The sequence below is a fragment of the Pseudomonas sp. Pseusp97 genome, assembly GCF_047304025.1.
Classification (GTDB): domain Bacteria; phylum Pseudomonadota; class Gammaproteobacteria; order Pseudomonadales; family Pseudomonadaceae; genus Pseudomonas.
Genome location: NZ_JBGLYK010000014.1, coordinates 1 through 20,820 on the forward strand (window position 1 = coordinate 1; position 20,820 = coordinate 20,820).

At 64.5% G+C, this 20,820-nt stretch carries 19 protein-coding genes; 6 read left to right on the forward strand and 13 right to left on the reverse strand.

Annotated elements, in window-relative coordinates:
- Positions 1 to 92: 92 nt before the first annotated feature.
- Entirely contained in the window at positions 93 to 524 is a 432-nt protein-coding gene (locus ACCC94_RS04860) for a DUF4399 domain-containing protein (RefSeq protein ID WP_413348265.1), read from the reverse strand.
- Positions 525 to 666: 142 nt separating this feature from the next.
- A complete protein-coding gene (locus ACCC94_RS04865) occupies positions 667 to 1,161 on the reverse strand; it encodes a DUF523 domain-containing protein (RefSeq protein ID WP_045215561.1) in 495 nt (164 codons plus the stop codon).
- Positions 1,162 to 1,416: 255 nt separating this feature from the next.
- Between ACCC94_RS04865 and ACCC94_RS04870 the strand changes: the two genes are divergently transcribed.
- The gene (locus ACCC94_RS04870) at positions 1,417 to 1,965 is read left to right on the forward strand and encodes a DUF6160 family protein (protein WP_413348266.1); all 549 of its coding nucleotides are present in this window, start codon (positions 1,417 to 1,419) and stop codon (positions 1,963 to 1,965) included.
- A gap of 4 nt (positions 1,966 to 1,969) precedes the next feature.
- Here ACCC94_RS04870 and ACCC94_RS04875 read toward each other — a convergent pair whose 3' ends face one another.
- Positions 1,970 to 2,581: a 2OG-Fe(II) oxygenase gene (locus ACCC94_RS04875; protein ID WP_413348267.1), complete on the reverse strand. Its 612-nt coding sequence runs from the start codon at positions 2,579 to 2,581 to the stop codon at positions 1,970 to 1,972.
- Positions 2,582 to 2,708: 127 nt separating this feature from the next.
- On the opposite strand from ACCC94_RS04875, the gene ACCC94_RS04880 reads away from it, so the two are divergent.
- Positions 2,709 to 3,449 (forward strand): hypothetical protein, encoded by a 741-nt coding sequence (locus ACCC94_RS04880; protein WP_413348268.1) that lies wholly within the window; start codon positions 2,709 to 2,711, stop codon positions 3,447 to 3,449.
- Positions 3,450 to 3,602: 153 nt separating this feature from the next.
- Here the strand turns inward: ACCC94_RS04880 and ACCC94_RS04885 are convergent, their stop codons facing one another.
- Positions 3,603 to 4,541 (reverse strand): alpha/beta hydrolase, encoded by a 939-nt coding sequence (locus ACCC94_RS04885; protein ID WP_413348269.1) that lies wholly within the window; start codon positions 4,539 to 4,541, stop codon positions 3,603 to 3,605.
- A gap of 123 nt (positions 4,542 to 4,664) precedes the next feature.
- Between ACCC94_RS04885 and ACCC94_RS04890 the strand changes: the two genes are divergently transcribed.
- Positions 4,665 to 5,240, forward strand: coding sequence for a DUF6436 domain-containing protein (locus ACCC94_RS04890; protein ID WP_413348270.1), 576 nt, complete (start codon positions 4,665 to 4,667; stop codon positions 5,238 to 5,240).
- A gap of 88 nt (positions 5,241 to 5,328) precedes the next feature.
- Positions 5,329 to 5,841 carry a transcriptional regulator gene (locus ACCC94_RS04895; protein ID WP_413348271.1) on the forward strand — a complete coding sequence of 171 codons (513 nt, stop codon included), beginning with the start codon at positions 5,329 to 5,331 and terminating at the stop codon, positions 5,839 to 5,841.
- Positions 5,842 to 5,844: 3 nt separating this feature from the next.
- Here ACCC94_RS04895 and ACCC94_RS04900 read toward each other — a convergent pair whose 3' ends face one another.
- Positions 5,845 to 6,894 (reverse strand): AraC family transcriptional regulator ligand-binding domain-containing protein, encoded by a 1,050-nt coding sequence (locus ACCC94_RS04900; RefSeq protein WP_413348272.1) that lies wholly within the window; start codon positions 6,892 to 6,894, stop codon positions 5,845 to 5,847.
- A gap of 107 nt (positions 6,895 to 7,001) precedes the next feature.
- Here ACCC94_RS04900 and ACCC94_RS04905 point away from each other — a divergent pair, with 107 nt between their 5' ends.
- Positions 7,002 to 9,389, forward strand: a complete 2,388-nt coding sequence (locus ACCC94_RS04905) for a penicillin acylase family protein (RefSeq protein WP_413348273.1) — start codon at positions 7,002 to 7,004, stop codon at positions 9,387 to 9,389.
- 423 nt (positions 9,390 to 9,812) lie between these two features.
- On the opposite strand, the gene ACCC94_RS04910 is transcribed toward ACCC94_RS04905, so the two are convergent.
- The 8 genes from ACCC94_RS04910 to ACCC94_RS04945 all read right to left on the reverse strand — a co-directional run bounded on the left by ACCC94_RS04910 (position 9,813) and on the right by ACCC94_RS04945 (position 19,013).
- Positions 9,813 to 10,685 carry an ABC transporter permease subunit gene (locus ACCC94_RS04910; RefSeq protein ID WP_081515243.1) on the reverse strand — a complete coding sequence of 291 codons (873 nt, stop codon included), beginning with the start codon at positions 10,683 to 10,685 and terminating at the stop codon, positions 9,813 to 9,815.
- Positions 10,682 to 11,563, reverse strand: a complete 882-nt coding sequence (locus tag ACCC94_RS04915; RefSeq protein ID WP_085988864.1) for an ABC transporter permease subunit — start codon at positions 11,561 to 11,563, stop codon at positions 10,682 to 10,684. Before ACCC94_RS04915 ends, ACCC94_RS04910 begins: the two co-directional genes overlap by 4 nt.
- Positions 11,564 to 11,589: 26 nt before the next feature.
- Positions 11,590 to 12,744: an ABC transporter ATP-binding protein gene (locus ACCC94_RS04920; protein ID WP_413348274.1), complete on the reverse strand. Its 1,155-nt coding sequence runs from the start codon at positions 12,742 to 12,744 to the stop codon at positions 11,590 to 11,592.
- 149 nt (positions 12,745 to 12,893) lie between these two features.
- Positions 12,894 to 13,964 carry a polyamine ABC transporter substrate-binding protein gene (locus ACCC94_RS04925; RefSeq protein ID WP_413348305.1) on the reverse strand — a complete coding sequence of 357 codons (1,071 nt, stop codon included), beginning with the start codon at positions 13,962 to 13,964 and terminating at the stop codon, positions 12,894 to 12,896.
- A 253-nt stretch (positions 13,965 to 14,217) separates the two neighbouring features.
- Positions 14,218 to 15,318 (reverse strand): polyamine ABC transporter substrate-binding protein, encoded by a 1,101-nt coding sequence (locus tag ACCC94_RS04930; protein WP_413348275.1) that lies wholly within the window; start codon positions 15,316 to 15,318, stop codon positions 14,218 to 14,220.
- A 117-nt stretch (positions 15,319 to 15,435) separates the two neighbouring features.
- Complete coding sequence (locus ACCC94_RS04935) at positions 15,436 to 16,803, reverse strand: aspartate aminotransferase family protein (protein ID WP_413348276.1); 1,368 nt, start codon at positions 16,801 to 16,803, stop codon at positions 15,436 to 15,438.
- A gap of 61 nt (positions 16,804 to 16,864) precedes the next feature.
- The gene (locus ACCC94_RS04940) at positions 16,865 to 18,223 is read right to left on the reverse strand and encodes a glutamine synthetase family protein (protein WP_259757994.1); all 1,359 of its coding nucleotides are present in this window, start codon (positions 18,221 to 18,223) and stop codon (positions 16,865 to 16,867) included.
- Between the two features lie 40 nt (positions 18,224 to 18,263).
- Positions 18,264 to 19,013 carry a gamma-glutamyl-gamma-aminobutyrate hydrolase family protein gene (locus ACCC94_RS04945; protein ID WP_413348277.1) on the reverse strand — a complete coding sequence of 250 codons (750 nt, stop codon included), beginning with the start codon at positions 19,011 to 19,013 and terminating at the stop codon, positions 18,264 to 18,266.
- Between the two features lie 278 nt (positions 19,014 to 19,291).
- Here ACCC94_RS04945 and ACCC94_RS04950 point away from each other — a divergent pair, with 278 nt between their 5' ends.
- Complete coding sequence (locus ACCC94_RS04950; RefSeq protein WP_413348278.1) at positions 19,292 to 20,671, forward strand: glutamine synthetase family protein; 1,380 nt, start codon at positions 19,292 to 19,294, stop codon at positions 20,669 to 20,671.
- Positions 20,672 to 20,820 lie beyond the last annotated feature (149 nt).

Consider the following 20,820-nt stretch of genomic DNA (forward strand, 5'->3'; position numbering starts at 1 on the left):
CCCTTTTGGCCCCTCGTTTGCGCGCAAAAAACCCCCCCCCGGGGGGTTTGGCCAGAATGCCCGCTCCTGCGAAAAGCGTCGGCCTTGCGGATTCACTTCACATTGACGGTGATCTGCTGCGACTCCACCGGCGGGTCGAAGGGCACGTGGTTCTTGTCGCCCACCAGCAGTTGCAGGGTGTGCTTGCCCGGCGGCAGGGTCACCTGGGTCTCGGTCTGGCCCTTGCCGAAGTGCTTGATCTGGTCGGTCATCGGCAGCGGCAGGTTCATCGCCGGCTGCTCCTTGAGGTCGATCAGCAGGTGGTGGTGGCCGGTGGCTGGCGAATCCACGCCCGCTGGCGCGACGCCCATGCCCTTGAGGCCGAATTTGACGGTGAAGGTCTTGTCCACCGTGGCGCCGTCGGCCGGCTCGATGAAGTAGACCTTGGCGCCTTCCGGGGCCGGGGTGCGCGGGATGTCCGCGGCAACGGCGGAAGTGGCGGCGAGCAAGGCGGCAAGACCGAGGCAAGGCAGCAGGGTTCTCATGTTCTTCTCCTTCTTCACGACAATCGAAAAGGCGAAGGACCCGCTCAGGCCGGCCTCGCCGTTCCGCATGGAACGCACAAGCATAGGCGCCAGGGCGCGAGGCTCAAGCAAAATAGTGCGTCTTCGAGTGTCGACGGCCGCTCTAGCCTCCGGCTTCCAGCCCGGCCAGGCAGACGGCGGCGGCATCCAGTTCTTCCTCGCTGAACACCAGCACGCCCATGCGCTTGAGGGCGGCGGCAGTGACGCCTTCTCCGGCGACCTTCTGGCCACTGAAGCTGCCGTCATAGTTCTCGCGGTTGCCGCAGGAAGGGCTGCGCGCCTTGAGCACCGCCAGGCGGATGTCGTGGCGGCGCACCAGGGCCATGGCTTCCTCGGCGCCGAGCAGGAAGGCGTCGCTGACGTCCTCGCCCTCCACCGTCATCACCGGGCGCGCCCGTTCCAGCACGGCCATGCCCTGGCCACCAGGGATCTCCGCCGGGGCGCGGGGCGTCGGCAGGCCGCCGGCGACTTCCGGGCACAGCGCTACTACCCGCCCCTGGTCCAGCCAGCGCGACAGCAGGTCGAACGGCCCGTGCGCGCCGCCGTCGTAGCGGACGCGATGGCCAAGCAGGCAGCGGCTGACGAGAACCTTCTGCATGGGCGAATCACTCCCTTTTGGAAGGGGACAGACTAGCCGCTCGCCGTTTGCCGGTCACGCCGGGTAACGCAACTTTCATCGGCGCGTCTGTCGCAACAGGTTTCCGGCCCGCCGAAAGTCGGGTCCTTGAGCGGCGCGCCGGTCGTCGGCGCCTGCCTGGGCACAACCTTCGACGGGAACAGCCGTCCGGCACTGGCTGCGCGGCGGGCCTCCACCCAGACTCGCGCATCGGCCAATCGCCATGGAGTCTCCGTCATGCCGCGTCTCTCGCTCTGCACCGCCGCCTTCGTCGCGCTGTCCTATCTGCCGTTGGCCTTCGCCGAGCTCCAGCCACTGGACAACGAACGCCTGGGCGCCGTCACCGGCCAGGACGGCATCAGCATCCGCGCTGACGTACTGGCGCGCATGGACAGCATGGCGTGGAAGGACGACGGCGGCAGCGTCTCGCTGCGCAATGTGTTCATCGACAACGGTTGCGTGAGCGCAGGCGATTGCCCTGACGGCCGTGGTGGCAACCTGCCCTACGGCCCCGCGCAGCTGGGCCTGAGCCTGCCGATCTTCGGCATCGAACAGCCGACCCTGCAGGTGGACGTGGTACAGGGCGCCGGCGGCCAGCAGCAACTGGCGCTGACCCTGCCCGACCTGACCACCATCAACCAGCAGCTCAACGCCAGCGGGCTGCCGTCACAGACCATCCGCCTGCGAGTGGCCGGTGATCTCTACGTGGGCGGCGGAAAACTGGGAAGCATCGAAGTGCGCGATATCCAGGACATCAGCGGCACGCTGAAGATCTGGGGGCACTGACAGCTCAGAGCGGGGCGTCACCGCGGCGACGGAACCAGCCGGTCAGCGACAGGCGCTCGTGGCTGGCCGGCAGCACCTCGTGGGGGAAATCGGCGGAGAGGAACACCACCAGCCGGCCGGCCACAGGCGGCAGGTCCAGCGTCCGTTCGTCGGGGAAGTACAGGCGCAGTTCGCCGCCCTGCGCCACCGGCCAGTCGCGGTTGAGGTAGAGGACTGCCGAGACGGCGCGGCGATCATCGTCGCGGAAGCGGTCCAGGTGCTTCTGGTAGAACGCTCCCGGCGGGTAGAGCGCGAAGTGCCCCTCGAAGTCTTCCAGGCCCAGGTACAGCGAGCGATTGATCTCTTGGCGCAGCGCATCCAGCGCCCTCAGGTAGAGATCGCAGGCCTCGGACTGGCCGGGCTCGAGCCACTGGATGCGGTCGCCGCGAACACCTTCGCGCACGGCCTGCCCGTCGCCCCGGCCGATAGCGGCGGCGGCCAGCTTGCCGGCCGCGTCGCGGGCACGGCACTCCGTTGCCAGCCGGGCGATCAGGGCATCGGGAAGGAAGGCGTCCTGCTGCGACCAGCCCTTGTCGGCGAGGTCGTCAACGATGCGTTGCAGGAGGGGGCCTTGCATGAATGGAGAAGGGGCGTCGAAATACATCGCGCATTGTAACGTCCGGCGCCAGTGTCTCGACAAGCAGGGCAAGCCTTGCCGACAATAGCCCCCGGCGAGCGAACCCTGCCGCCCAAAAGGAGTTGCAATGCGCGTACTGCTGGCCCTCACCCTTCTTGTACTGGGCATGCCTGCCCTGGCCGACAACTACCAGCGCCTGTACCAGGCCGCCGGCTGGCCGGAACAGCGAGCGCACTTCAATGACGCCCTGCACGCGGCGCAGAAGCGCTACCAGGGCAACCTGCCGCCGGCGCTGTACCAGACGCTGGTCGACAACAGCAACCAGCGCTTCGCTCCCGCCGACATTGACCAGCGCGCCTTGAACGGCCTGCGCCAGAACCTGCCGGACAGCACCGCGGCGGTGAACTTCTTCGAATCCCCGCTGGGCCGCAAGGTGGCCGGTGCCGAGACCCTGGCCACGCGCAGCGACCAATTGCAGAAATACGCCAATGGCCTGCCGCGCCAACAGGCCAGCGAGGCGCGCAAGCAGATCGTCCATCGCCTGAGCCAGATCCTGCCGGCCCGCGAAGCCGGCGCCGAAGTCAGCCTGGCCCTGGCCAGCGTCGCCGCCGACAGCCTCAGCCAGATGCTCCCGGGCCTGCTCGGTGGTGGCAGCGCCCAGGGCATGCTCGAAGGCCAGCGGCAGAAGCTGATGAGCCAGATCGGCGCCGATCTCGACAACACCCTGCTATATGTCTATCGCGGCCTGAGCGATGCCGAGCTGAGCCAGTTCGCCGACTTCAGCGAGTCGCCGGCCGGCCGCGACTACTACCGCGCCGCCCTGGCGGCCCTCAAGGCGGGCCTGGCGGTCTCGTCCAACGGGCAGTGATCGGAATAGACCTACCGCGCTTGAGGACCACTCCGAGGCGCGCACCTCCTAGAATGGCACCCGCTGTACAGAGGGTGGCGCCTGAGGATCATGGCGCAAGGAGTGAAGGACACACCCTCCACTACAGCGGCAACCGTCCCCGCGCCATCCCCGCTACGCCATCCGCTCACTGAGAAAATCGAAGTAACGCCTGCGCAGCGTCTCGCTCTCGTTCGCCAGGTGATGCCGCGCGCCAGTGAGCAGCAGGCATTCGATCTTCTCGAATTTCTCCTCCAGCACCTTCAGGTTGTAACGCCAGTCCACCGTCTCGTCGGCGTCGCCCTGCACCACCAGCAGGCTCTGCGCGCCGTGGCCGGCCGCTTCGATGCGCGGAATCCAGCGCGCCAGCGCACCGACCCAGGCCGTGGGCAGGATCTTGGGTTGCAGCGGATCGCGGTCGCGCAGGAAGGCGAGGAATTCGGTGTCGCTGGAGTTTTCGCTGAAGCGTCGCGGGATCGAATCCACGAAGGGCCGCAGCATCTGGTAGCTGAACTTCGACCAGCCCCAGGCCCGTGGCCGCACCAGCGGCGCCAGCAGGATGGTACGACCCAGTTCCGGGCGCGGTGCGCCGGTGAGCAGGTAGTCCAGCAGGATCGCCCCGCCGGTGCTCTGCCCGCAGAGGTGCCAGGGTTGCGGCAGGTCCAGTGCCTGCGCCTGGCCCAGGAGTGCGCCGAGGACCACCTGGTATTCGGCGAAGTCGCCGATGCTGGCGGCCGCGCCGCCGGACAGGCCGTGCCCCGGCAGGTCGCAGGCCAGCACCGCGAAGCCCATGCCCAGCGCCCAGTCGATGACGTGGCGGTACAGGCCCATGTGGTCGTAGTAGCCGTGCAGCAGCACGACGGTGCCGCGCGCCAGCACCGGCCGCCAGTACTGCGCGGCAATCTGGTAGCCGCCTGCCTCGAAGGTGCCCAGCCGGCTCTGCAGGCCGGGATGACGGGCGTGCAGGTCCAGGCCGTAGAAATGCTGGTACAGCGCGATGCCGACCTCGTTCGCCTCTGCGGTCAGAGGTCGCAGCAGGGTGCGCAGCAGATCGGGCTGGAAGGCTTCAGGCATGGGCTTTTCGCTTCTGGCAGGCGGGTGACGAAAGGAGCGCGTGCGGCAGCGGGATATTCTGCCGCGCCCGCCCCCGTGGCAAGCTTGTCGGCTATCTTACCGACTCTGTCACTGGTCGCCGTCATGTCCTCACCCCGAAAATCGCTGTTCACCTGGCTGATCGCCGCGCTCTGCCTGGGCGCGCTGCTCGCCACCTACTGGTGGTACGAGAATCGATTCATCCGCCCGTTCAGCCACCAGCCGCAGCTGTTTTCCGGCGATCACCTGATGCTGCCCGCACAACTGGCCGGCCCCGGTAAGGTTCGCCTGGTGCACTTCTGGGACCCGGCCTGCCCGTGCAACGTCGGCAACCAGCAGCACCTCGCCGAGCTGATCCAGCGCTTCGGCCCGCAGGGCGTGGAGTTCTTTGCCGTGCAGAAGCCCGGCAGCCGCGGCCACCTGCCCGACACGCTGAATGCCATGCGCGCGCTGGACTCACTGCCCGGGGCCGAGCAACTGCCGGCCAGCCCCGCCGTGGCGATCTGGGACGCCCAGGGCAAGCTGGCCTACTTCGGCCCGTACAGCGAAGGCGCGGTGTGTACCTCTGGCAACAGTTTCATCGAGCCGATCCTCAATGCCCTGGTCCAGGGGCGCCAGGTGAATGCGACCCACACCCTGGCGGTGGGCTGCTATTGCCCCTGGGACGGCGCGAAGCACTGAGCCGCATCAACGAAGCCGATGGCCAATCCGTGACTACACTTGGTTCGCCGGCCCATGAAGGGCCGATCGCCACCAAGGAGCTTTACGTATGCGTCTTCATTCCGCCCTCGCCTTCTGCGCCGTCCTCTCCACCGCGGCCGTCCTGCCCCTGGCCGCCCACGCCGAAGATGCCCCCAGCAGCAAACAGGTGATGGAGCAGCACAAGCAGGCCATCAACAACCGCATTGCCGACATCGACTACAAGCGCAAGCGCATCGTCGAAGCCAACATGAAGCTCACCCCGCAGGAAACCGAGAAGTTCTGGCCGATCTACAACAGCTACCGCACCGAGGCGGACAAGCTGAGCAAGCAGACCCTGGCGATCATCATCGACTACGCCAACAGCTATAACACCGGCTCGGTCAGCAACGACGACGCGGCGAAGCTGCAGAAGCAGGTACTGGAGCTTCAGGACGATCGTCAGGAGCTGAAGGAGAAGTACCTCAAGCGCATCGCCAAGGAAGTCTCGCCGCAGCGCGCCCTGCGCTTCCTGCAGGTCGAGGACCAGCTCGACGCCATGGCGCTGCTGGAAGTCAGCCGCGAAATCCCGCTGGCCGAGTAATCCTCAGCCTTCGGTGCCGCCCTGCAGGCGCTGGCGATAGCGCTCGGGCGGCACCGAATACCAACGCTTGAACGCGCGATAGAACGGCGACAGCTCGGCGAAGCCACAGGCTCGCGCCACCTCGCGAATCGCCTCGCCCTGCTCCAGCAGCTGCACCGCACGCTGCCGGCGCACCTCCTCCCGCACCTCCCTGAAGGTTTGCGCCCGGCCCGCCAGGTTGCGCTGCAGCAGCCCAGGCCGCACACCCAGCTCACGGGCGCAACTTCGCAGGGTGCACTCCTCCTCCCCCAGCCGTATGGCGATCAGGTAGCGCAGACGGTTGAGCAGGTCGTTCTCGTCCAGCGTCCCCAACTGTTCCCGCGCGTGCTCGGTGAGCAACCGATGCAGCACCGGATTGCCGGTGCGTGAGGGTCGGGCCAGCAATGCACGGTCGAACAGCAAGGCGTCATTGGGCTTGCCAAAGCTCGGCGTCAGGCCGAACAGCCGCCGGTGCTCGCTCAGCCGGCGCGGCTGCGGATGACGGAATTCGATGGCCTGGACGCGGAACTCATCGTCGGTGATCAGTGCCAGCAGCTTGAGGAACAGCAGCATCAGGCACTCCATCTGCTGGCGCAGGTTGCTGCTGCCCAGGTAGTTGAGGTCGAGGATCAGTCGGACCTGCTCGCCCTCCTCGCGCATTTGCGCGGCAAAACCGCCGGAAAGGATGTGCTGGAAGCGCAGGAAGCTGTGCAGCGCCTCGCGCAGGTCGCCGCTGGCCATCAGCAGGTAGCCGACCACGTCCAGCAGGCGCGGCTTCATCGCCTCGCCCAGGTGCAGGCCGATATCGGCGTCACCGGTAATCTCGTCGAGCGTCGTCCAGAACAAGGGCGCATCGTCATGCACCAGGCGGCCGCTCTGCGCCGGCGGCGGCAGGCGCACCTTCTGCAGGGCCTGGCGGTAGATATCGGTGGGGTCGAAGCCCAGCACCGAAAGCGCCTCGTACAACTGGCGGCGCAGGGTGGCGGACTGGGTCAGCGCCGGGGCGGCGGGGAAGTTCAGTTCGGGGGCGGCCATGGTCACTCCTGGAATTGACCAGAGAATTCCAGCAGCGAGACCTTTGGTCAATGAGCGATGAGCGCTATCCACTGCAGAATCGCCGCATAACTACAAGGAGTTGCCGCATGAAACGCACTTTGACTGTCCTCGCTGTCGTGGTCGCCGCCGCCGCGGCAGGCGCCGGCTGGTACCTGCACGGCAAGCAGCCGGTACGCGACGGACAATTGCCCCTGGCCGGCCTTGCCAGCGAAGTCACGGTTCGCTATGACGAGCGCGGCGTGCCGCACATCAAGGCCGGCAGCGAGGAGGACATGTACCGGGCGATCGGCTATGTCCACGCCCAGGACCGCCTGTTCCAAATGGAAATCCTCCGTCGCCTGTCCCGTGGCGAGCTGGCCGAGGTGCTCGGGCCCAAGCTGGTGGACACTGACCGCATGTTCCGCAGCCTGCGCATCCGCGACCACGCCGCCGAATACGTGGCCAGGCAGGACAAGAATTCCCCGGCCTGGAAGGCGTTGGTCGCCTACCTCGATGGCGTCAACCAGTTCCAGGACAGCCATCCGCGTCCGGTGGAATTCGACATCCTCGGCATTGCCAAGCGCCCCTTCACGCCCGAGGACACCGTCAGCGTCGCCGGCTACATGGCCTACAGCTTTGCCGCCGCCTTCCGCACCGAGCCCGTGCTGACCTACGTGCGCGACGAACTGGGCGCGGACTACCTGAAGGTCTTCGACCTCGAATGGCATCCCGAAGGCGTGATGACGCCCAAGGCGCTGGCCGCCGCCGACTGGCAGGACCTGAGCGCCATCGCCCGCCTGAGCCACGCCGCGCTGGAGAAGGCCGGCCTGCCGCAGTTCGAGGGCAGCAACGCCTGGGCCGTTTCCGGCAGCCGCACCAAAAGCGGCAAGCCGCTGCTGGCGGGCGACCCGCACATCCGCTTCGCCGTGCCGGCGGTGTGGTACGAGATGCAGGCCAGCGCGCCGGGCTTCGAGCTGTACGGTCACTACCAGGCGCTCAACCCCTTCGCCTCGCTCGGCCACAACCTGCAGTTCGGCTGGAGCCTGACCATGTTCCAGAACGACGACGTCGATCTGGTCGCCGAGAAGGTCAACCCGGACAACCCCAACCAGGTCTGGTACCACGGCCAGTGGGTCGACCTGAAAAGCGAGGAGCAGAGCATCGCGGTAAAGGGCGAGGCGCCGGTGAAGATCACCCTGCGCAGCTCGCCCCACGGCCCGCTGGTCAACGACGCGCTGGGCACTGCCGCGGGCAGGACGCCGGTATCCATGTGGTGGGCCTTCCTGGAAACCCGGAATCCGATCCTCGACGCCTTCTACGAGCTGAACCGCGCCGACACGCTGGACAAGGCCCGCGCGGCGGCCTCGAAGATCCAGTCGCCGGGCCTCAACGTGGTCTGGGCCAATGCCCGTGGCGACATCGGCTGGTGGGCCTCGGCGCAATTGCCAGTGCGCCCGGACGGGGTCAACCCGAACTTCCTCCTTGATGGCGCCAGCGGCCAGGCCGACAAGAACGGCTTCTATCCCTTCAGCGAGAACCCGCAGGAAGAGAACCCGGCGCGCGGCTACATCGTCTCCGCCAACTTCCAGCCGGTGCCGGCCAATGGCCGGCCGATCCCGGGGTACTACAACCTGCCCGATCGCGGCCAGCAGTTGAACAAGCGCCTGTCCGACCCGTCGGTGAAGTGGGACCTGCAGAACAGCCAGGCGCTGCAGCTGGATACCTCCACCGGCTACGGCCCGCGCTTCCTCAAGCCGCTGCTGCCGATCCTGCGTGAGGCCGCGGCAACCGACGAAGAGAAGGCGCTGGTGGAGAACCTGGCCAACTGGCAGGGCGACCATCCGCTGGACTCGGTGACCGCCACGGTGTTCAACCAGTTGCTCTATCAGGTAGCCGACGGCGCCATGCGCGACGAGATGGGCGACGCCTTCTTCGACAACCTGCTGTCCACCCGCGTGCTCGACGTGGCCCTGCCGCGCCTGGCAGCCGACGAAAGCTCACCCTGGTGGGACAACCGCAAGACGCCGCAGAAGGAGACCCGCGCGGATATCGTCAAGGCCGCCTGGAAGGACAGCCTGGCGCACCTGCGCGCCAAGCTCGGCCAGGACTCGAAGCAGTGGCAGTGGGGCACGGCGCACACGCTCACCCACGGCCATCCGCTGGGCCAGCAGAAGCCGCTGGACCGGATCTTCAACGTCGGCCCGTTCGCTGCCCCCGGCGGTCACGAGGTACCCAACAACCTGTCGCACCGCGTCGGCCCGGCGCCCTGGCAGGTGGTCTACGGCCCGTCCACCCGCCGCCTGATCGACTTCGCCGACCCGGCCCACAGCCTGGGCATCAACCCGGTAGGCCAGAGCGGCGTGCCCTTCGACAAGCACTACGACGACCAGGCCGAGGCCTACATCGAAGGTCAGTACCTGCCGCAGCACTATGACGACAATGAGGTGAAGGCCAACACCAAGGGCATCCTGCGGCTCATCCCCGTGCGTCGCTGAAGCCCGCTCGACCAGAGCCGCCCCTGAAATGAAAAACCCCGCTCCTGCGGGGTTTTTCATTGGTGCGTTGTAGAGAGTGTTGCGGGAGATGCCGAAGCTCCCTGGCGCGTTATTTCCCCAAGGGATAACGATCGGGGTGTTGTATTGGGCGCCGTCTCCCGCACGGAGTGCCAAAAGGCGTCACTGGAAGTTTGCCGGCTGCGCGGCCCGGTCCTGGTTCGGGGGGTGACCGGACAACGCATCCGAACACTTCAAGCGTAGTTGGCAATCGGCCGGGAGCGAGCCTTTGCGACCCACGGATTTTTCCGATAAACCCCGAATTTCCAAGCACTTCGGAATAACGCGTGAGAAAAAAAACACGGGCCACCCGAAGGTGGCCCGTGGTTCGACAAGCGCCGGATACTACCGGCCGACAAGACGGCGTCAGGCGGTGGCTGTCGAACCCTTCTGCCAGTCGGTCGCGTTGGACTCCATGGCTTCCTGGATCGCGCGCTTGCGACGTTCCTCGGCCTGACGGGTGAAGTACCAGGCGAAGAAGGTGAACAGCGAGACGGTCAGCAGGATCAGGCTGGCGACGGCGTTGATCTCCGGCTTCACGCCTAGGCGCACCGCGGAGAACACTTCCATCGGCAGGGTGGTGGAGCCCGGACCGGACACGAAGCTGGCCAGCACCAGGTCATCCAGCGACAGCGCGAAGGACATCATGCCGCCCGCCGCCAGCGACGGCGCGATCATCGGGATGGTGATCAGCATGAACACCTTCCAGGGCTTGGCGCCCAGGTCCATGGCCGCTTCCTCGATGGACAGGTCCAGCTCGCGCAGGCGCGCCGACACCACCACCGCCACGTAGGACGAGCAGAAGCTGGTGTGGGCGATCCAGATGGTCACGATGCCGCGCTCCTGCGGCCAGCCGATCAGCTGGGCCATGGCGACGAACAGCAGCAGCAGCGACAGGCCGGTGATCACCTCGGGCATGACCAGCGGCGCGGTGACCATGCCGCCGAACAGCGTACGGCCACGGAAGCGCGGGATGCGGGTCAGCACGAAGGCGGCCAGGGTGCCCAGGGCCACCGAGGAGATCGCGGTGTAGCAGGCGATCTCCAGCGAGCGGAACACCGAACCGACCAGCTGCTGGTTATCCAGCAGGCCGACGTACCACTTCACCGACCAGCCGCCCCACACGGTCACCAGCTTGGAGCCGTTGAACGAGTAGATGACCAGGATGAGCATCGGCACGTAGATGAAGAGCAGGCCCAACACCAGCATGATGTTGGAGAACGACCAGCGCTTGTTCATACCTTGCCCTCCAGCTCTTTAGCCTGGTTCTTGTTAAAGAGGATGATGGGCACGATCAGGATCAGCAGCATCACCACGGCAAGGGCGGAAGCCACCGGCCAGTCACGGTTGTTGAAGAACTCCTGCCACAGCACCTTGCCGATCATCAGCGTCTCGGGGCCGCCGAGCAGTTCCGGGATCACGAACTCGCCCACCGCCGGGATGAACACCAGCATGCAGCCGGCGATGATGCCGTTCTTGGACAGCGGCACGGTGATCTTCCAGAAGCTGGTGAAGCTGCGCGCGCCGAGGTCGGACGCGGCTTCCAGCAGGCTCATGTCGTGCTTCACCAGGTTGGCGTAGAGCGGCATGACCATGAAGGGCAGGTACGAGTAGACGATGCCGATGTACACCGCGAAGTTGGTGTTCAGGATCGTCAGCGGCTCGTTGATGATGCCCAGCCACATCAGGAAGCTGTTGAGCAGGCCGTTGTTGGACAGGATGCCCATCCAGGCGTACACGCGGATCAGGATCGCCGTCCAGGTCGGCATCATGATCAGCAGCAGCAGGACGGTCTGCATTTCCTTGCTGGCGCGGGCGATGGCATAGGCCATCGGGTATCCGATGAGCAGGCACAGGAAGGTGCTGATCGCCGCCATCTTCAGCGAGCCCAGGTAGGCGTCGATGTAGAGCGGGTCGTCCGTCAGCATCAGGTAGTTGCCCAGGTTCATCACGACCTGGAGCGTCTGGTCGGCGTACTGGAACACTTCGGTGTACGGCGGAATGGCCACGTCCGCTGCCGCCAGACTGATCTTCAGCACGATGGCGAAGGGCAGCAGGAAGAACAGGAACAGCCAGAAGAACGGCACACCGATCACGGCATGCCGGCCGTTCGGCAGGCGTTTCATGAGCGATTTGCTGATGTTCATGATTGCAGTACCACACCGCTGTCGTCGTACCAGCTGATGTAGACCGGCTGGTCCCAGGTCGGGCGCGCGACGTGGCGCTCGGCGTTGGCCATGAAGGCCTGGACGATGAAGCCCGAAGCCAGCTTGATGTAGTACACCGAGTGACCGCCCAGGTAGGCGATGTCGTGGACGGTGCCCTGGGCGACGTTGAAGCCTTCGTGCTCGAGGTTTTCCGGCTTCTGCGCGCTGACCATGACCTTTTCCGGACGCAGCGCGTAGGTGATGCGCTTGTTCTCGGCACGGGTACTGATGCCGTGGCCGATGTAGATCGGGTTTTCCAGCTGCGGGCAGGCAATGACCGCGTGGTCCTGCAGGTCCTCGACGATCTCGCCGTCGAACAGGTTGACGTTGCCGATGAACTCGCAGATCAGGCGGCTGGCCGGCGTCTCGTAGATGTCCATCGGGCTGCCGATCTGCTCGATGCAACCCAGGTGCATGATGGCGATGCGCTGGGCCATGGTCATGGCCTCTTCCTGGTCGTGGGTCACCATCACGCAGGTCACGCCCACGCGCTCGATGATCTCCACCAGTTCCAGCTGCATCTGCGAACGCAGTTTCTTGTCCAGTGCGCCCATCGGCTCGTCGAGCAGCAGCAGCTTCGGACGCTTGGCCAGGGAGCGGGCCAGGGCCACGCGCTGGCGCTGGCCACCGGAGAGCTGGTGCGGCTTGCGCTTGGCGTACTGGGTCATCTGCACGAGCTTGAGCATCTCGTCGACGATCTTGTCGATCTCGGCCTTGGGCAGGCCGTCCTGCTTGAGGCCGAAGGCGATGTTCTGCGCCACGCTCATGTGGGGGAACAGGGCGTAGGACTGGAACATCATGTTGATCGGCCGCTCGTAGGGCGGCAGGTCGGTAATGTCCTGGCCATCGAGGAAGATGCGACCTTCAGTGGGACGCTCGAAACCAGCCAGCATGCGAAGCAGGGTCGACTTGCCCGAACCCGAACCACCCAGCAGGGCGAAGATCTCGCCTTTCTTGATGTCCAGGGACACGCTGTCCACAGCCAGCGTTTCGTCGAACTGCTTGCTGACCCGGTCGATTTTTACCAGAACCTCTTTAGGCTTCTGGTCGCCACTCAAGGCTTTCTTGTAGGCACCGGAGGCTATTGCCATTACCACAACTCCCAAATCATAGAGGCCCGGCCCCCGCGGCCGGGCATGCTTGGTATTACAGGGCTGGCGCAGTTTACGTGCGCCGCACGGCCTTTCGAGGGGCCCTGCGACGCTCCGTGCCCGCGCGGACGGATTTGGGGAAAACCGTCTTACTTGCCCGACTTGATCTTGGTCCAGGAACGGGTCATGAGGCGCAGGGTCTTCGGCGGCAGCTCATGCTGCACGAAGAGTTTGTCGAGAACCTCCTGGGAGGGGTACACCTCAGGATTGTTGCGCACGGACTCATCCATGAACTCGCCAGCCTTGGGGTTCGGGTTGGCGTAACCGACGTAATCGCTGACCTTGGCGATCACCTCGGGTTTGAGCAGGTAGTTGATGAACGCATGGGCCGCCTTCGGGTTGGAGGCATCCTTGGGCACGGCGAGGATGTCGAACCACAGGTTGGCGCCTTCCTTGGGAATGGCGTAGGCGATGTTCACGCCCTTGCCGGCTTCCTTGGCGCGGTTGGCGGCCTGGAACACGTCTCCGGAGAAGCCGGCGGCGACGCAGATGTTGCCGTTGGCAAGGTCGGAGATGTACTTGGAGGAGTGGAAGTAGGTGACGTACGGACGCACCGCCATCAGCTTCTCTTCGACTTTCTTGTAGTCGTCCGGGTTGGTGCTGTTGGGGTCCAGCCCCAGGTACTTGAGCACGGCCGGCATCATCTCGTCGCCCGAATCGAGGAAGGCGACGCCGCACTGGCTGAGCTTCTTCATGTTCTCGGGCTCGAAGAGGACGGCCCATGAATCGATCTTCTCGACACCCAGAACGGCCTTGACCTTCTCGACGTTGTAGCCGATGCCGTTGGTGCCCCACAGGTACGGCACGCCGTACAGGTTGCCCGGGTCGTTGGCCTCGAGCTGCTTCATCAGGTGCGCATCGAGGTTCGACCAGTTCGGCAGCTGGCTCCTGTCCAGCTTCTGGAACGCGCCGGCCTTGATCTGGCGACCGAGGAAGTGGTTGGACGGCACGACCACGTCGTAGCCGGTGCGACCGGCCAGCAGCTTGCCTTCCAGGGTTTCGTTGGAGTCGAAGACGTCGTAGACCGGCTTGATGCCGGTTTCCTTCTCGAAATCGGCGAGGGTGGTTTCGCCGATGTAGTCCGACCAGTTGTAGATGTGGACGGTCTGCTGCGCCTGTGCCAGCGAAGTCAGGCCGAAGACGGAGACTGCAGCGATCAGGGTTCTGCGGAAGGGAATGCGCACACGTGAGTCCTCTCGTTGTCTTTAACTACTTCAGTCGGTTGCTGCCGGGGTTTCGACGGCCGGTCCGTGGATAGCGCCGAACCCATCATCAGCACGAGAGCGCCGGGGCTTGCGCAGCCATTCCACCGATGGAAGCTGTTTGTTGCTGCCGGTAGCGGGCGAGGGAGCGCACTCCCCCGCCGCTTGCCCGGAACATCCGCTGCCGCGCCAGGCGGCAGCGATTACCCGATCACTTGCCGGACTTGATGGTGGTCCAGCTGCGGGTCATCAGACGCTGGGTCTTCGCCGGCAGGTCCGGGAAGGCGTAGAGCTTCTTCATCACCTCGTCGGTCGGGTAGATGCCCGGGTCCTTGCGAATGGCCTCGCTCACCAGCGGAGTGGCGGCGGAGTTGCCGTTCGGATAGGAAACGGTATCGCTGATCTCGGCGATGACCTTCGGCTCGAGCAGGAAGTTGATCCACTTCAGCGCGGCTTCCTGGTTCTCGGCATCCTTCGGAATGGCGACGGTGTCGAAGAACGCGCCGGCACCTTCCTTCGGAATGTTGTATTTCACGGTGACCTTGTTCTTGGCTTCTTCAGCGCGGGACTTGGCCTGGTAGACGTCACCCGAGTAACCGATGGCCACGCAGATGTTGCCGTTGGCGATGTCGGAGATGTACTTGGACGAGTGGAAGTAGGAGATGTACGGACGAATCTTCAGGAACAGCGCTTCGGCTTCCTTCAGCTCTTTCGGGTCCTGGCTATCGGGCTTGTAGCCCAGGTAGTGCAGGGCGGCCGGGAGCATTTCGGTCGGCGAGTCGAGGAAGCTCACGCCGCAGGCCTTCAGCTTCTGGATGTTTTCCGGCTTGAACACCAGGTCCCAGGAGTCCACCGGGGCGTTGTCGCCCAGCGCAGCCTTGACCTTATCCGGGTTGTAGCCGATGCCAATGGTGCCCCACAGGTACGGGATCGCGTACTGGTTGCCCGGGTCGCTGATCTCCAGGGTCTTCATCAGGTCGGGGTTGAGGTTCTTCCAGTTCGGCAGCTTGGACTTGTCCAGCGGCTGGTAGACGCCAGCCTTGATCTGCTTGGCCAGGAAGGAGTTGGACGGCACCACGATGTCGTAGCCCGACTTGCCGGCCAGCAGCTTGGCTTCCAGCACTTCGTTGCTGTCGTAGACGTCGTAGACGACCTTGATTCCGGTTTCCTTGGTGAACTGATCGACCGTGCCCGGCGCGATGTAGTCCGACCAGTTGTAGACGTGCAGCACCTTGTCATCTGCCTGCGCCATACCAGCCACAGCACCTGCCAGCGTCACGGCGAGCAGGGTTTTGCCGAAGGTCTTGAACATGCGGGTAGCTCCGTTTGTTTTTTTGATGTTCCGGGTGGCGTGGACATCTCCTTCCGTCACCACCCGGTGAGCCTGGCCAACGCACAGGCGCAGTCTGTCAAAGGTCCGGTGAAAGACTCAAGACAGAACGGCTGCGGCGGTTTGATCGAGGCACTTGCGCGCCAGGGTGATCAGGTCATCGATCTGCGATTTCTCGATCACCAGCGGCGGCGAGATAATCATAGTGTCTCCCACCGCGCGCATGATCAGACCGTTGCGGAAGCAGTGCTCGCGGCACAGCATCCCGACACCCTTGCCTTCGAAGCGCTCGCGGGTCTTCTTGTTCTTCACCAGCTCCAGTGCTGCCACCAGGCCTACCCCACGGGCTTCGCCTACCAGGGGATGGTCGGCCAGCTCTTGCCAGCGCTGCTGCAAATACGGTGCCGTTTCGTTCTTCACACGTTCGACGATCTTCTCTTCGCGCAGGATGCGGATGTTTTCCAGTGCCACCGCGGCGGCTACCGGGTGACCAGAGTAAGTGAAGCCGTGGTAGAACTCCCCACCCTCATTCAGGGTATGGACGATCTCGTCGCGAACGATCACGCCGCCCATGGGGATGTAGCCGCTGGTCAGACCCTTGGCGATCGGCATCAGGTCCGGGGCGTTGCCGAAGTACTGGCTGCCGAACCATTCGCCGGTACGGCCGAAGCCGCAGATGACTTCGTCGGCGATGAACAGGATGTCGTACTTGGCGAGGATCTCGCGGATCTTCGGCCAGTAGGACTTCGGCGGAACGATCACGCCGCCCGCGCCCTGCAGGGGCTCGGCGATGAAGGCGGCGACCTTGTCTTCGCCGACTTCGAGAATCTTCTTCTCCAGTTGCTCGGCCGCCCAGACGCCGAACTCTTCCGGGTCCATGTCGCCGCCTTCGCCGAACCAGTAGGGCTGGGCGATGTGCTCGATACCCGGGATCGGCAGGTCGCCCTGCTCGTGCAGCGCCTTCATGCCGCCCAGGCTGACGCCGGCGACGGTGGAGCCGTGGTAGCCGTTCCAGCGGCCGATGACGACTTTCTTCTGCGGCTGGCCCTTGATGCTCCAGTAATGGCGGACCATGCGCAGCACGGTGTCGTTGGATTCGGAACCCGAGCCGGTGAAGAACACGTGGTTCATGCCTTCGGGGGCGATGTCGGCGATGGCCTTGGCCAGCTCCAGCACCGGCGGGTGGGCGGTCTGGAAGAACAGGTTGTAGTAGGGCAGTTCCTGCATCTGCTTGTAGGCGGCTTCAGCAAGTTCCTTGCGACCGTAGCCGACGTTCACGCACCACAGGCCAGCCATGCCGTCGAGGATCTTGTTGCCCTCGCTGTCCCACAGGTACACGCCTTCGGCCTTGGTGATGATGCGCGCACCCTTCTCGTTCAGCTGCTTGTAGTCGGTGAACGGAGCCAGGTGGTGTTCGCGGCTGAGCGCCTGCCAGTATTGGGTGTTGGCGCTGGTCTGGTTAGTCATCTTGATAAAACCTCTTCTCTAAGAAACACGGGGCCCGGCCACGCGCCGGACCCCACGCCGATCAGACGGAAAGCAGGAGGAACTCGCGCTCCCAGGAACTGATTACTCGCTTGAAGTTCTCGTGCTCGGCGCGCTTCACCGCGACGTAGCCCCGAATGAACTTGTCACCCAGGTATTTCTCCAGGGTCTTGCTGCCTTCCATGCACTCCAGTGCGGCCTCGATGGTCAGCGGCAGGCGCAGGTTACGCCGTTCATAGCCGCGGCCCTTGACCTGGGCACTGGGTTTGAGGCCTTCGACCATGCCGATGTAGCCGCACAGCAGGCTGGCTGCCAGGGCCAGGTAGGGGTTGGCGTCGGCGCCGGCCAGGCGGTTTTCCACGCGGCGGTTGTCCGGGGTGGAGTCCGGCACGCGCAGGCCCACGGTGCGGTTCTCCTCGCCCCACTCCACGTTTACCGGCGCCGAGGTGTCGGGCAGGAAGCGGCGGAACGAGTTGACGTTCGGGGCGAACAGCGGCAACGCCTCGGGGATCAGCTTCTGCAGGCCGCCGATGTGGTGCAGGAACAGCTCGCTCATGCTGCCATCGGCGTTGGAGAAGATGTTCTTGCCGGTCTGGATGTCGACGATGCTCTGGTGCAGGTGCATCGCGCTGCCCGGCTCGCCGGTCATCGGCTTGGCCATGAAGGTGGCGGCGACGTTGTGCTTGAGTGCGGCCTCGCGCATGGTGCGCTTGAACACCACGATCTGGTCGGCCAGGTCCAGGGCATCGCCGTGACGGAAGTTGATTTCCATCTGCGCGGTGCCTTCTTCATGGATCAGCGTGTCCAGATCCAGGCCCTGCAGTTCGCACCAGTCGTACATGTCCTCGAACAGCGGGTCGAATTCGTTCGCCGCGTCAATGGAGAAGGATTGGCGACCGGTTTCCTGGCGGCCGGAACGGCCGATGGGGGCCTGCAGCGGGTAGTCGGGGTCGTCGCTGCGCTTGGTCAGGTAGAACTCCATCTCCGGCGCCACGATGGGCCGCCAGCCCTTGTCGGCGTAGAGCTTCAGCACGCGCTTGAGGACGTTGCGCGGCGACAGCTCGATGGGGTTGCCCAGCTTGTCGTAGGTATCGTGGATGACCATCGCGGTCGGCTCGATGGCCCAGGGGACGAGGAACACGGCATTCTCGTCCGGGCGGCAGACCATATCGATGTCGGCCGGGTCCAGCAGGTCGTAATAGATGTCGTCCTCGACGTAGTCACCGGTCACGGTCTGCAGGAGGACGCTCTCCGGCAGGCGCATGCCCTTCTCGTTGAGGAATTTTGCAGTCGGCGCGATCTTGCCCCGGGCAATCCCGGTCAGGTCGGCGATCATGCATTCCACTTCGGTGATCTTGCGTTCCTTCAACCAGCCGCTCAGCTGGTCTAACGTGCTAGTCATAAAGACCTCAGGGTTTGAGAGTCCGGCCCCAACGCCGGACTCAGCGGTTCCCCGCCCTCTTGCCGCAGGCTTTGCCGAATGCCTGGAAGATAGCGAGATAGTTGGGGTTCGTTTCGACCTGCCACTCCGGATGCCACTGCACCCCGACGGCAAAGGCCGCACCTTCGACGGAGAAGGCTTCAACCAACCCGTCAGGCGCCAGAGCTTCTACACGAAGGCCGGGCGCCAGACGATCAACGCCCTGGCCGTGAATGGAGTTGACCTGGAACTGCGAGGGTAGCCCGATACCGGCGAAAACGCCGCCCGGCTGCACGTCGACGACGTGCCGCAGCCCATACTGGATTTCGATCGGCTCACCGGCGGGTTCGCGGTGGTCCATGAAGCCCTCGACTTCGTGCACCTTCTGATGCAGCGAACCGCCGAAGGCGACGTTCATTTCCTGGAAGCCGCGGCAGATGCCCAGCAGCGGAATCCCGGCCGCGACGGCGCGGCGGATCAGCGGCAGCGTCGTGCTGTCGCGTGCGGAATCATGAGCAGTGCCGGCTTCGCTTGCGGAGCCACTATAATGATGGGGCTCGACGTTCGACGCCGAGCCTGTGAAGAGCAGGCCGTCGAACGCGGCCAGCATGTCTTCCTGGTCGATTGCATCGCCCAGGGAGGGAATGATCAACGGAATGCCCGAGGCCCCTGAGATCACAGCTCTGAGGTATTTGTCGCCAGCAACATGGTAGGGTTTGGAACCGATCTGCTTGAGGCAGGCGGACACGCCGATTAACGGCAGGCGAGACATGGGACACCCGTGTTTGTAAGTGTTATGGGCTTGAGGCCGAGCTTAGCCTTGTTCATTTTTTTACACAATAGCCATGTAAAAAATCAAACACGCCCCACTGAACAGCCCGCCGCCAAAGGCTCTCCGCTTAACAAAAGCCGCTCGAAACGCCCCAAAAACGGCCTGTCAGGACTGACTCGCCCCATTTTGGTGCGACATTGACAACCCTTGCCAATTCGGATTGACTCACACCTCAGCTTTCGAATGATTGAAATTTTTAACAATAAAGGTGTTACATCATGTCGGTACCCCAGAGTGCCGTGTCGCTCGATGAAGCGAGTGAGTTCCTGAAGGAACACCCCGAGGTCCAATTCGTCGACCTCCTTATTGCAGACATGAATGGTGTGGTCCGCGGCAAGCGCATCGAACGCACCAACCTGCCCAAAGTCTATGAGAAAGGCATCAACCTCCCCGCCTCTCTCTTCGCTCTCGACATCACCGGCTCCACGGTAGAAAGCACCGGCCTCGGCCTGGACATTGGCGACGCGGATCGCGTCTGCTTCCCCATCCCCAACACCCTCTCCATGGAGCCCTGGCAGAAGCGCCCGACCGCGCAGCTGCTGATGACCATGCACGAGATGGACGAGCGCCAGCCATTCTTCGCCGACCCGCGTGAAGTGCTGCGTCAGGTCGTACAGAAGTTCACCGACATCGGCCTGACCATCGTCGCGGCCTTCGAGCTGGAGTTCTACCTGATCGACCAGGAGAACGTGAACGGCCGTCCGCAGCCGCCGCGTTCGCCGATCTCCGGCAAGCGCCCGCAATCGGTCCAGGTCTACTCCATCGACGACCTCGACGAGTACGCCGACTGCCTGCAGGACATCATCGACGGCGCGCGCGCCCAGGGCATTCCGGCCGACGCCATCGTCAAGGAAAGCGCCCCGGCCCAGTTCGAAGTCAACATGCACCACGTCGACGACGCCCTGAAGGCCTGCGACTACGCGGTCCTGCTCAAGCGCCTGATCAAGAACGTCGCCTACGACCACGAGATGGACTCGACCTTCATGGCCAAGCCCTACCCGGGTCAGGCTGGCAACGGTCTGCACGTCCACGTCTCGCTGCTCGACAAGGACGGCAAGAACATCTTCACCAGCGAGGATCCCGAGCAGAACGCCGCGTTGCGCCACGCGATCGGCGGTGTGCTCGAGACCCTGCCGGCGTCGATGGCGTTCCTCTGCCCGAACGTCAACTCGTACCGCCGTTTCGGTTCGGCCTTCTTCGTGCCGAACGCGCCGAGCTGGGGCCTGGACAACCGTACCGTCGCCCTGCGCGTGCCCACCGGCACTCCGGAAGCGGTGCGCCTGGAACACCGCGTCGCCGGTGCCGACGCCAACCCGTACCTGCTGCTCTCGGCAGTACTGGCCGGCGTCCACCACGGCCTGACCAACAAGGTCGAGCCGGGCGCGCCGATCGAAGGCAACGCCTACGAGCAACTGGAACAGAGCCTGCCGAACAACCTGCGCGATGCCCTGCGCGAGCTGGACGACAGCGACGTGATGAACAAGTACATCAGTCCCGAGTACATCGACATCTTCGTCGCGTGCAAGGAGCATGAGATGCAGGAGTTCGAGTACTCGATCTCCGACCTTGAGTACAACTGGTACTTGCACACCGTATAAGTGGTAAACGAAACGCCGGCCCCGTGCCGGCGTTTCCTTGTGCCTCTGGCACTTCCGGGGACAGCGGCATCGTGACGGCGAGGAGGGGCGCCGCTGCGATCCATGCCCGCCTCTCCTCCTGCCCGCGATGTCTCCATCCGCCCGCCCGG

Bases quoted from the DNA above. Each gene is read 5' to 3' on its own strand.
- ACCC94_RS04860 (WP_413348265.1), bottom strand. From the start codon at position 524: ATGAGAACCCTGCTGCCTTGCCTCGGTCTTGCCGCCTTGCTCGCCGCC.
- ACCC94_RS04865 (WP_045215561.1), bottom strand. From the start codon at position 1,161: ATGCAGAAGGTTCTCGTCAGCCGCTGCCTGCTTGGCCATCGCGTCCGC.
- ACCC94_RS04870 (WP_413348266.1), top strand. From the start codon at position 1,417: ATGCCGCGTCTCTCGCTCTGCACCGCCGCCTTCGTCGCGCTGTCCTAT.
- ACCC94_RS04875 (WP_413348267.1), bottom strand. From the start codon at position 2,581: ATGCAAGGCCCCCTCCTGCAACGCATCGTTGACGACCTCGCCGACAAG.
- ACCC94_RS04880 (WP_413348268.1), top strand. From the start codon at position 2,709: ATGCGCGTACTGCTGGCCCTCACCCTTCTTGTACTGGGCATGCCTGCC.
- ACCC94_RS04885 (WP_413348269.1), bottom strand. From the start codon at position 4,541: ATGCCTGAAGCCTTCCAGCCCGATCTGCTGCGCACCCTGCTGCGACCT.
- ACCC94_RS04890 (WP_413348270.1), top strand. From the start codon at position 4,665: ATGTCCTCACCCCGAAAATCGCTGTTCACCTGGCTGATCGCCGCGCTC.
- ACCC94_RS04895 (WP_413348271.1), top strand. From the start codon at position 5,329: ATGCGTCTTCATTCCGCCCTCGCCTTCTGCGCCGTCCTCTCCACCGCG.
- ACCC94_RS04900 (WP_413348272.1), bottom strand. From the start codon at position 6,894: ATGGCCGCCCCCGAACTGAACTTCCCCGCCGCCCCGGCGCTGACCCAG.
- ACCC94_RS04905 (WP_413348273.1), top strand. From the start codon at position 7,002: ATGAAACGCACTTTGACTGTCCTCGCTGTCGTGGTCGCCGCCGCCGCG.
- ACCC94_RS04910 (WP_081515243.1), bottom strand. From the start codon at position 10,685: ATGAACAAGCGCTGGTCGTTCTCCAACATCATGCTGGTGTTGGGCCTG.
- ACCC94_RS04920 (WP_413348274.1), bottom strand. From the start codon at position 12,744: ATGGCAATAGCCTCCGGTGCCTACAAGAAAGCCTTGAGTGGCGACCAG.
- ACCC94_RS04930 (WP_413348275.1), bottom strand. From the start codon at position 15,318: ATGTTCAAGACCTTCGGCAAAACCCTGCTCGCCGTGACGCTGGCAGGT.
- ACCC94_RS04935 (WP_413348276.1), bottom strand. From the start codon at position 16,803: ATGACTAACCAGACCAGCGCCAACACCCAATACTGGCAGGCGCTCAGC.
- ACCC94_RS04940 (WP_259757994.1), bottom strand. From the start codon at position 18,223: ATGACTAGCACGTTAGACCAGCTGAGCGGCTGGTTGAAGGAACGCAAG.
- ACCC94_RS04945 (WP_413348277.1), bottom strand. From the start codon at position 19,013: ATGTCTCGCCTGCCGTTAATCGGCGTGTCCGCCTGCCTCAAGCAGATC.
- ACCC94_RS04950 (WP_413348278.1), top strand. From the start codon at position 19,292: ATGTCGGTACCCCAGAGTGCCGTGTCGCTCGATGAAGCGAGTGAGTTC.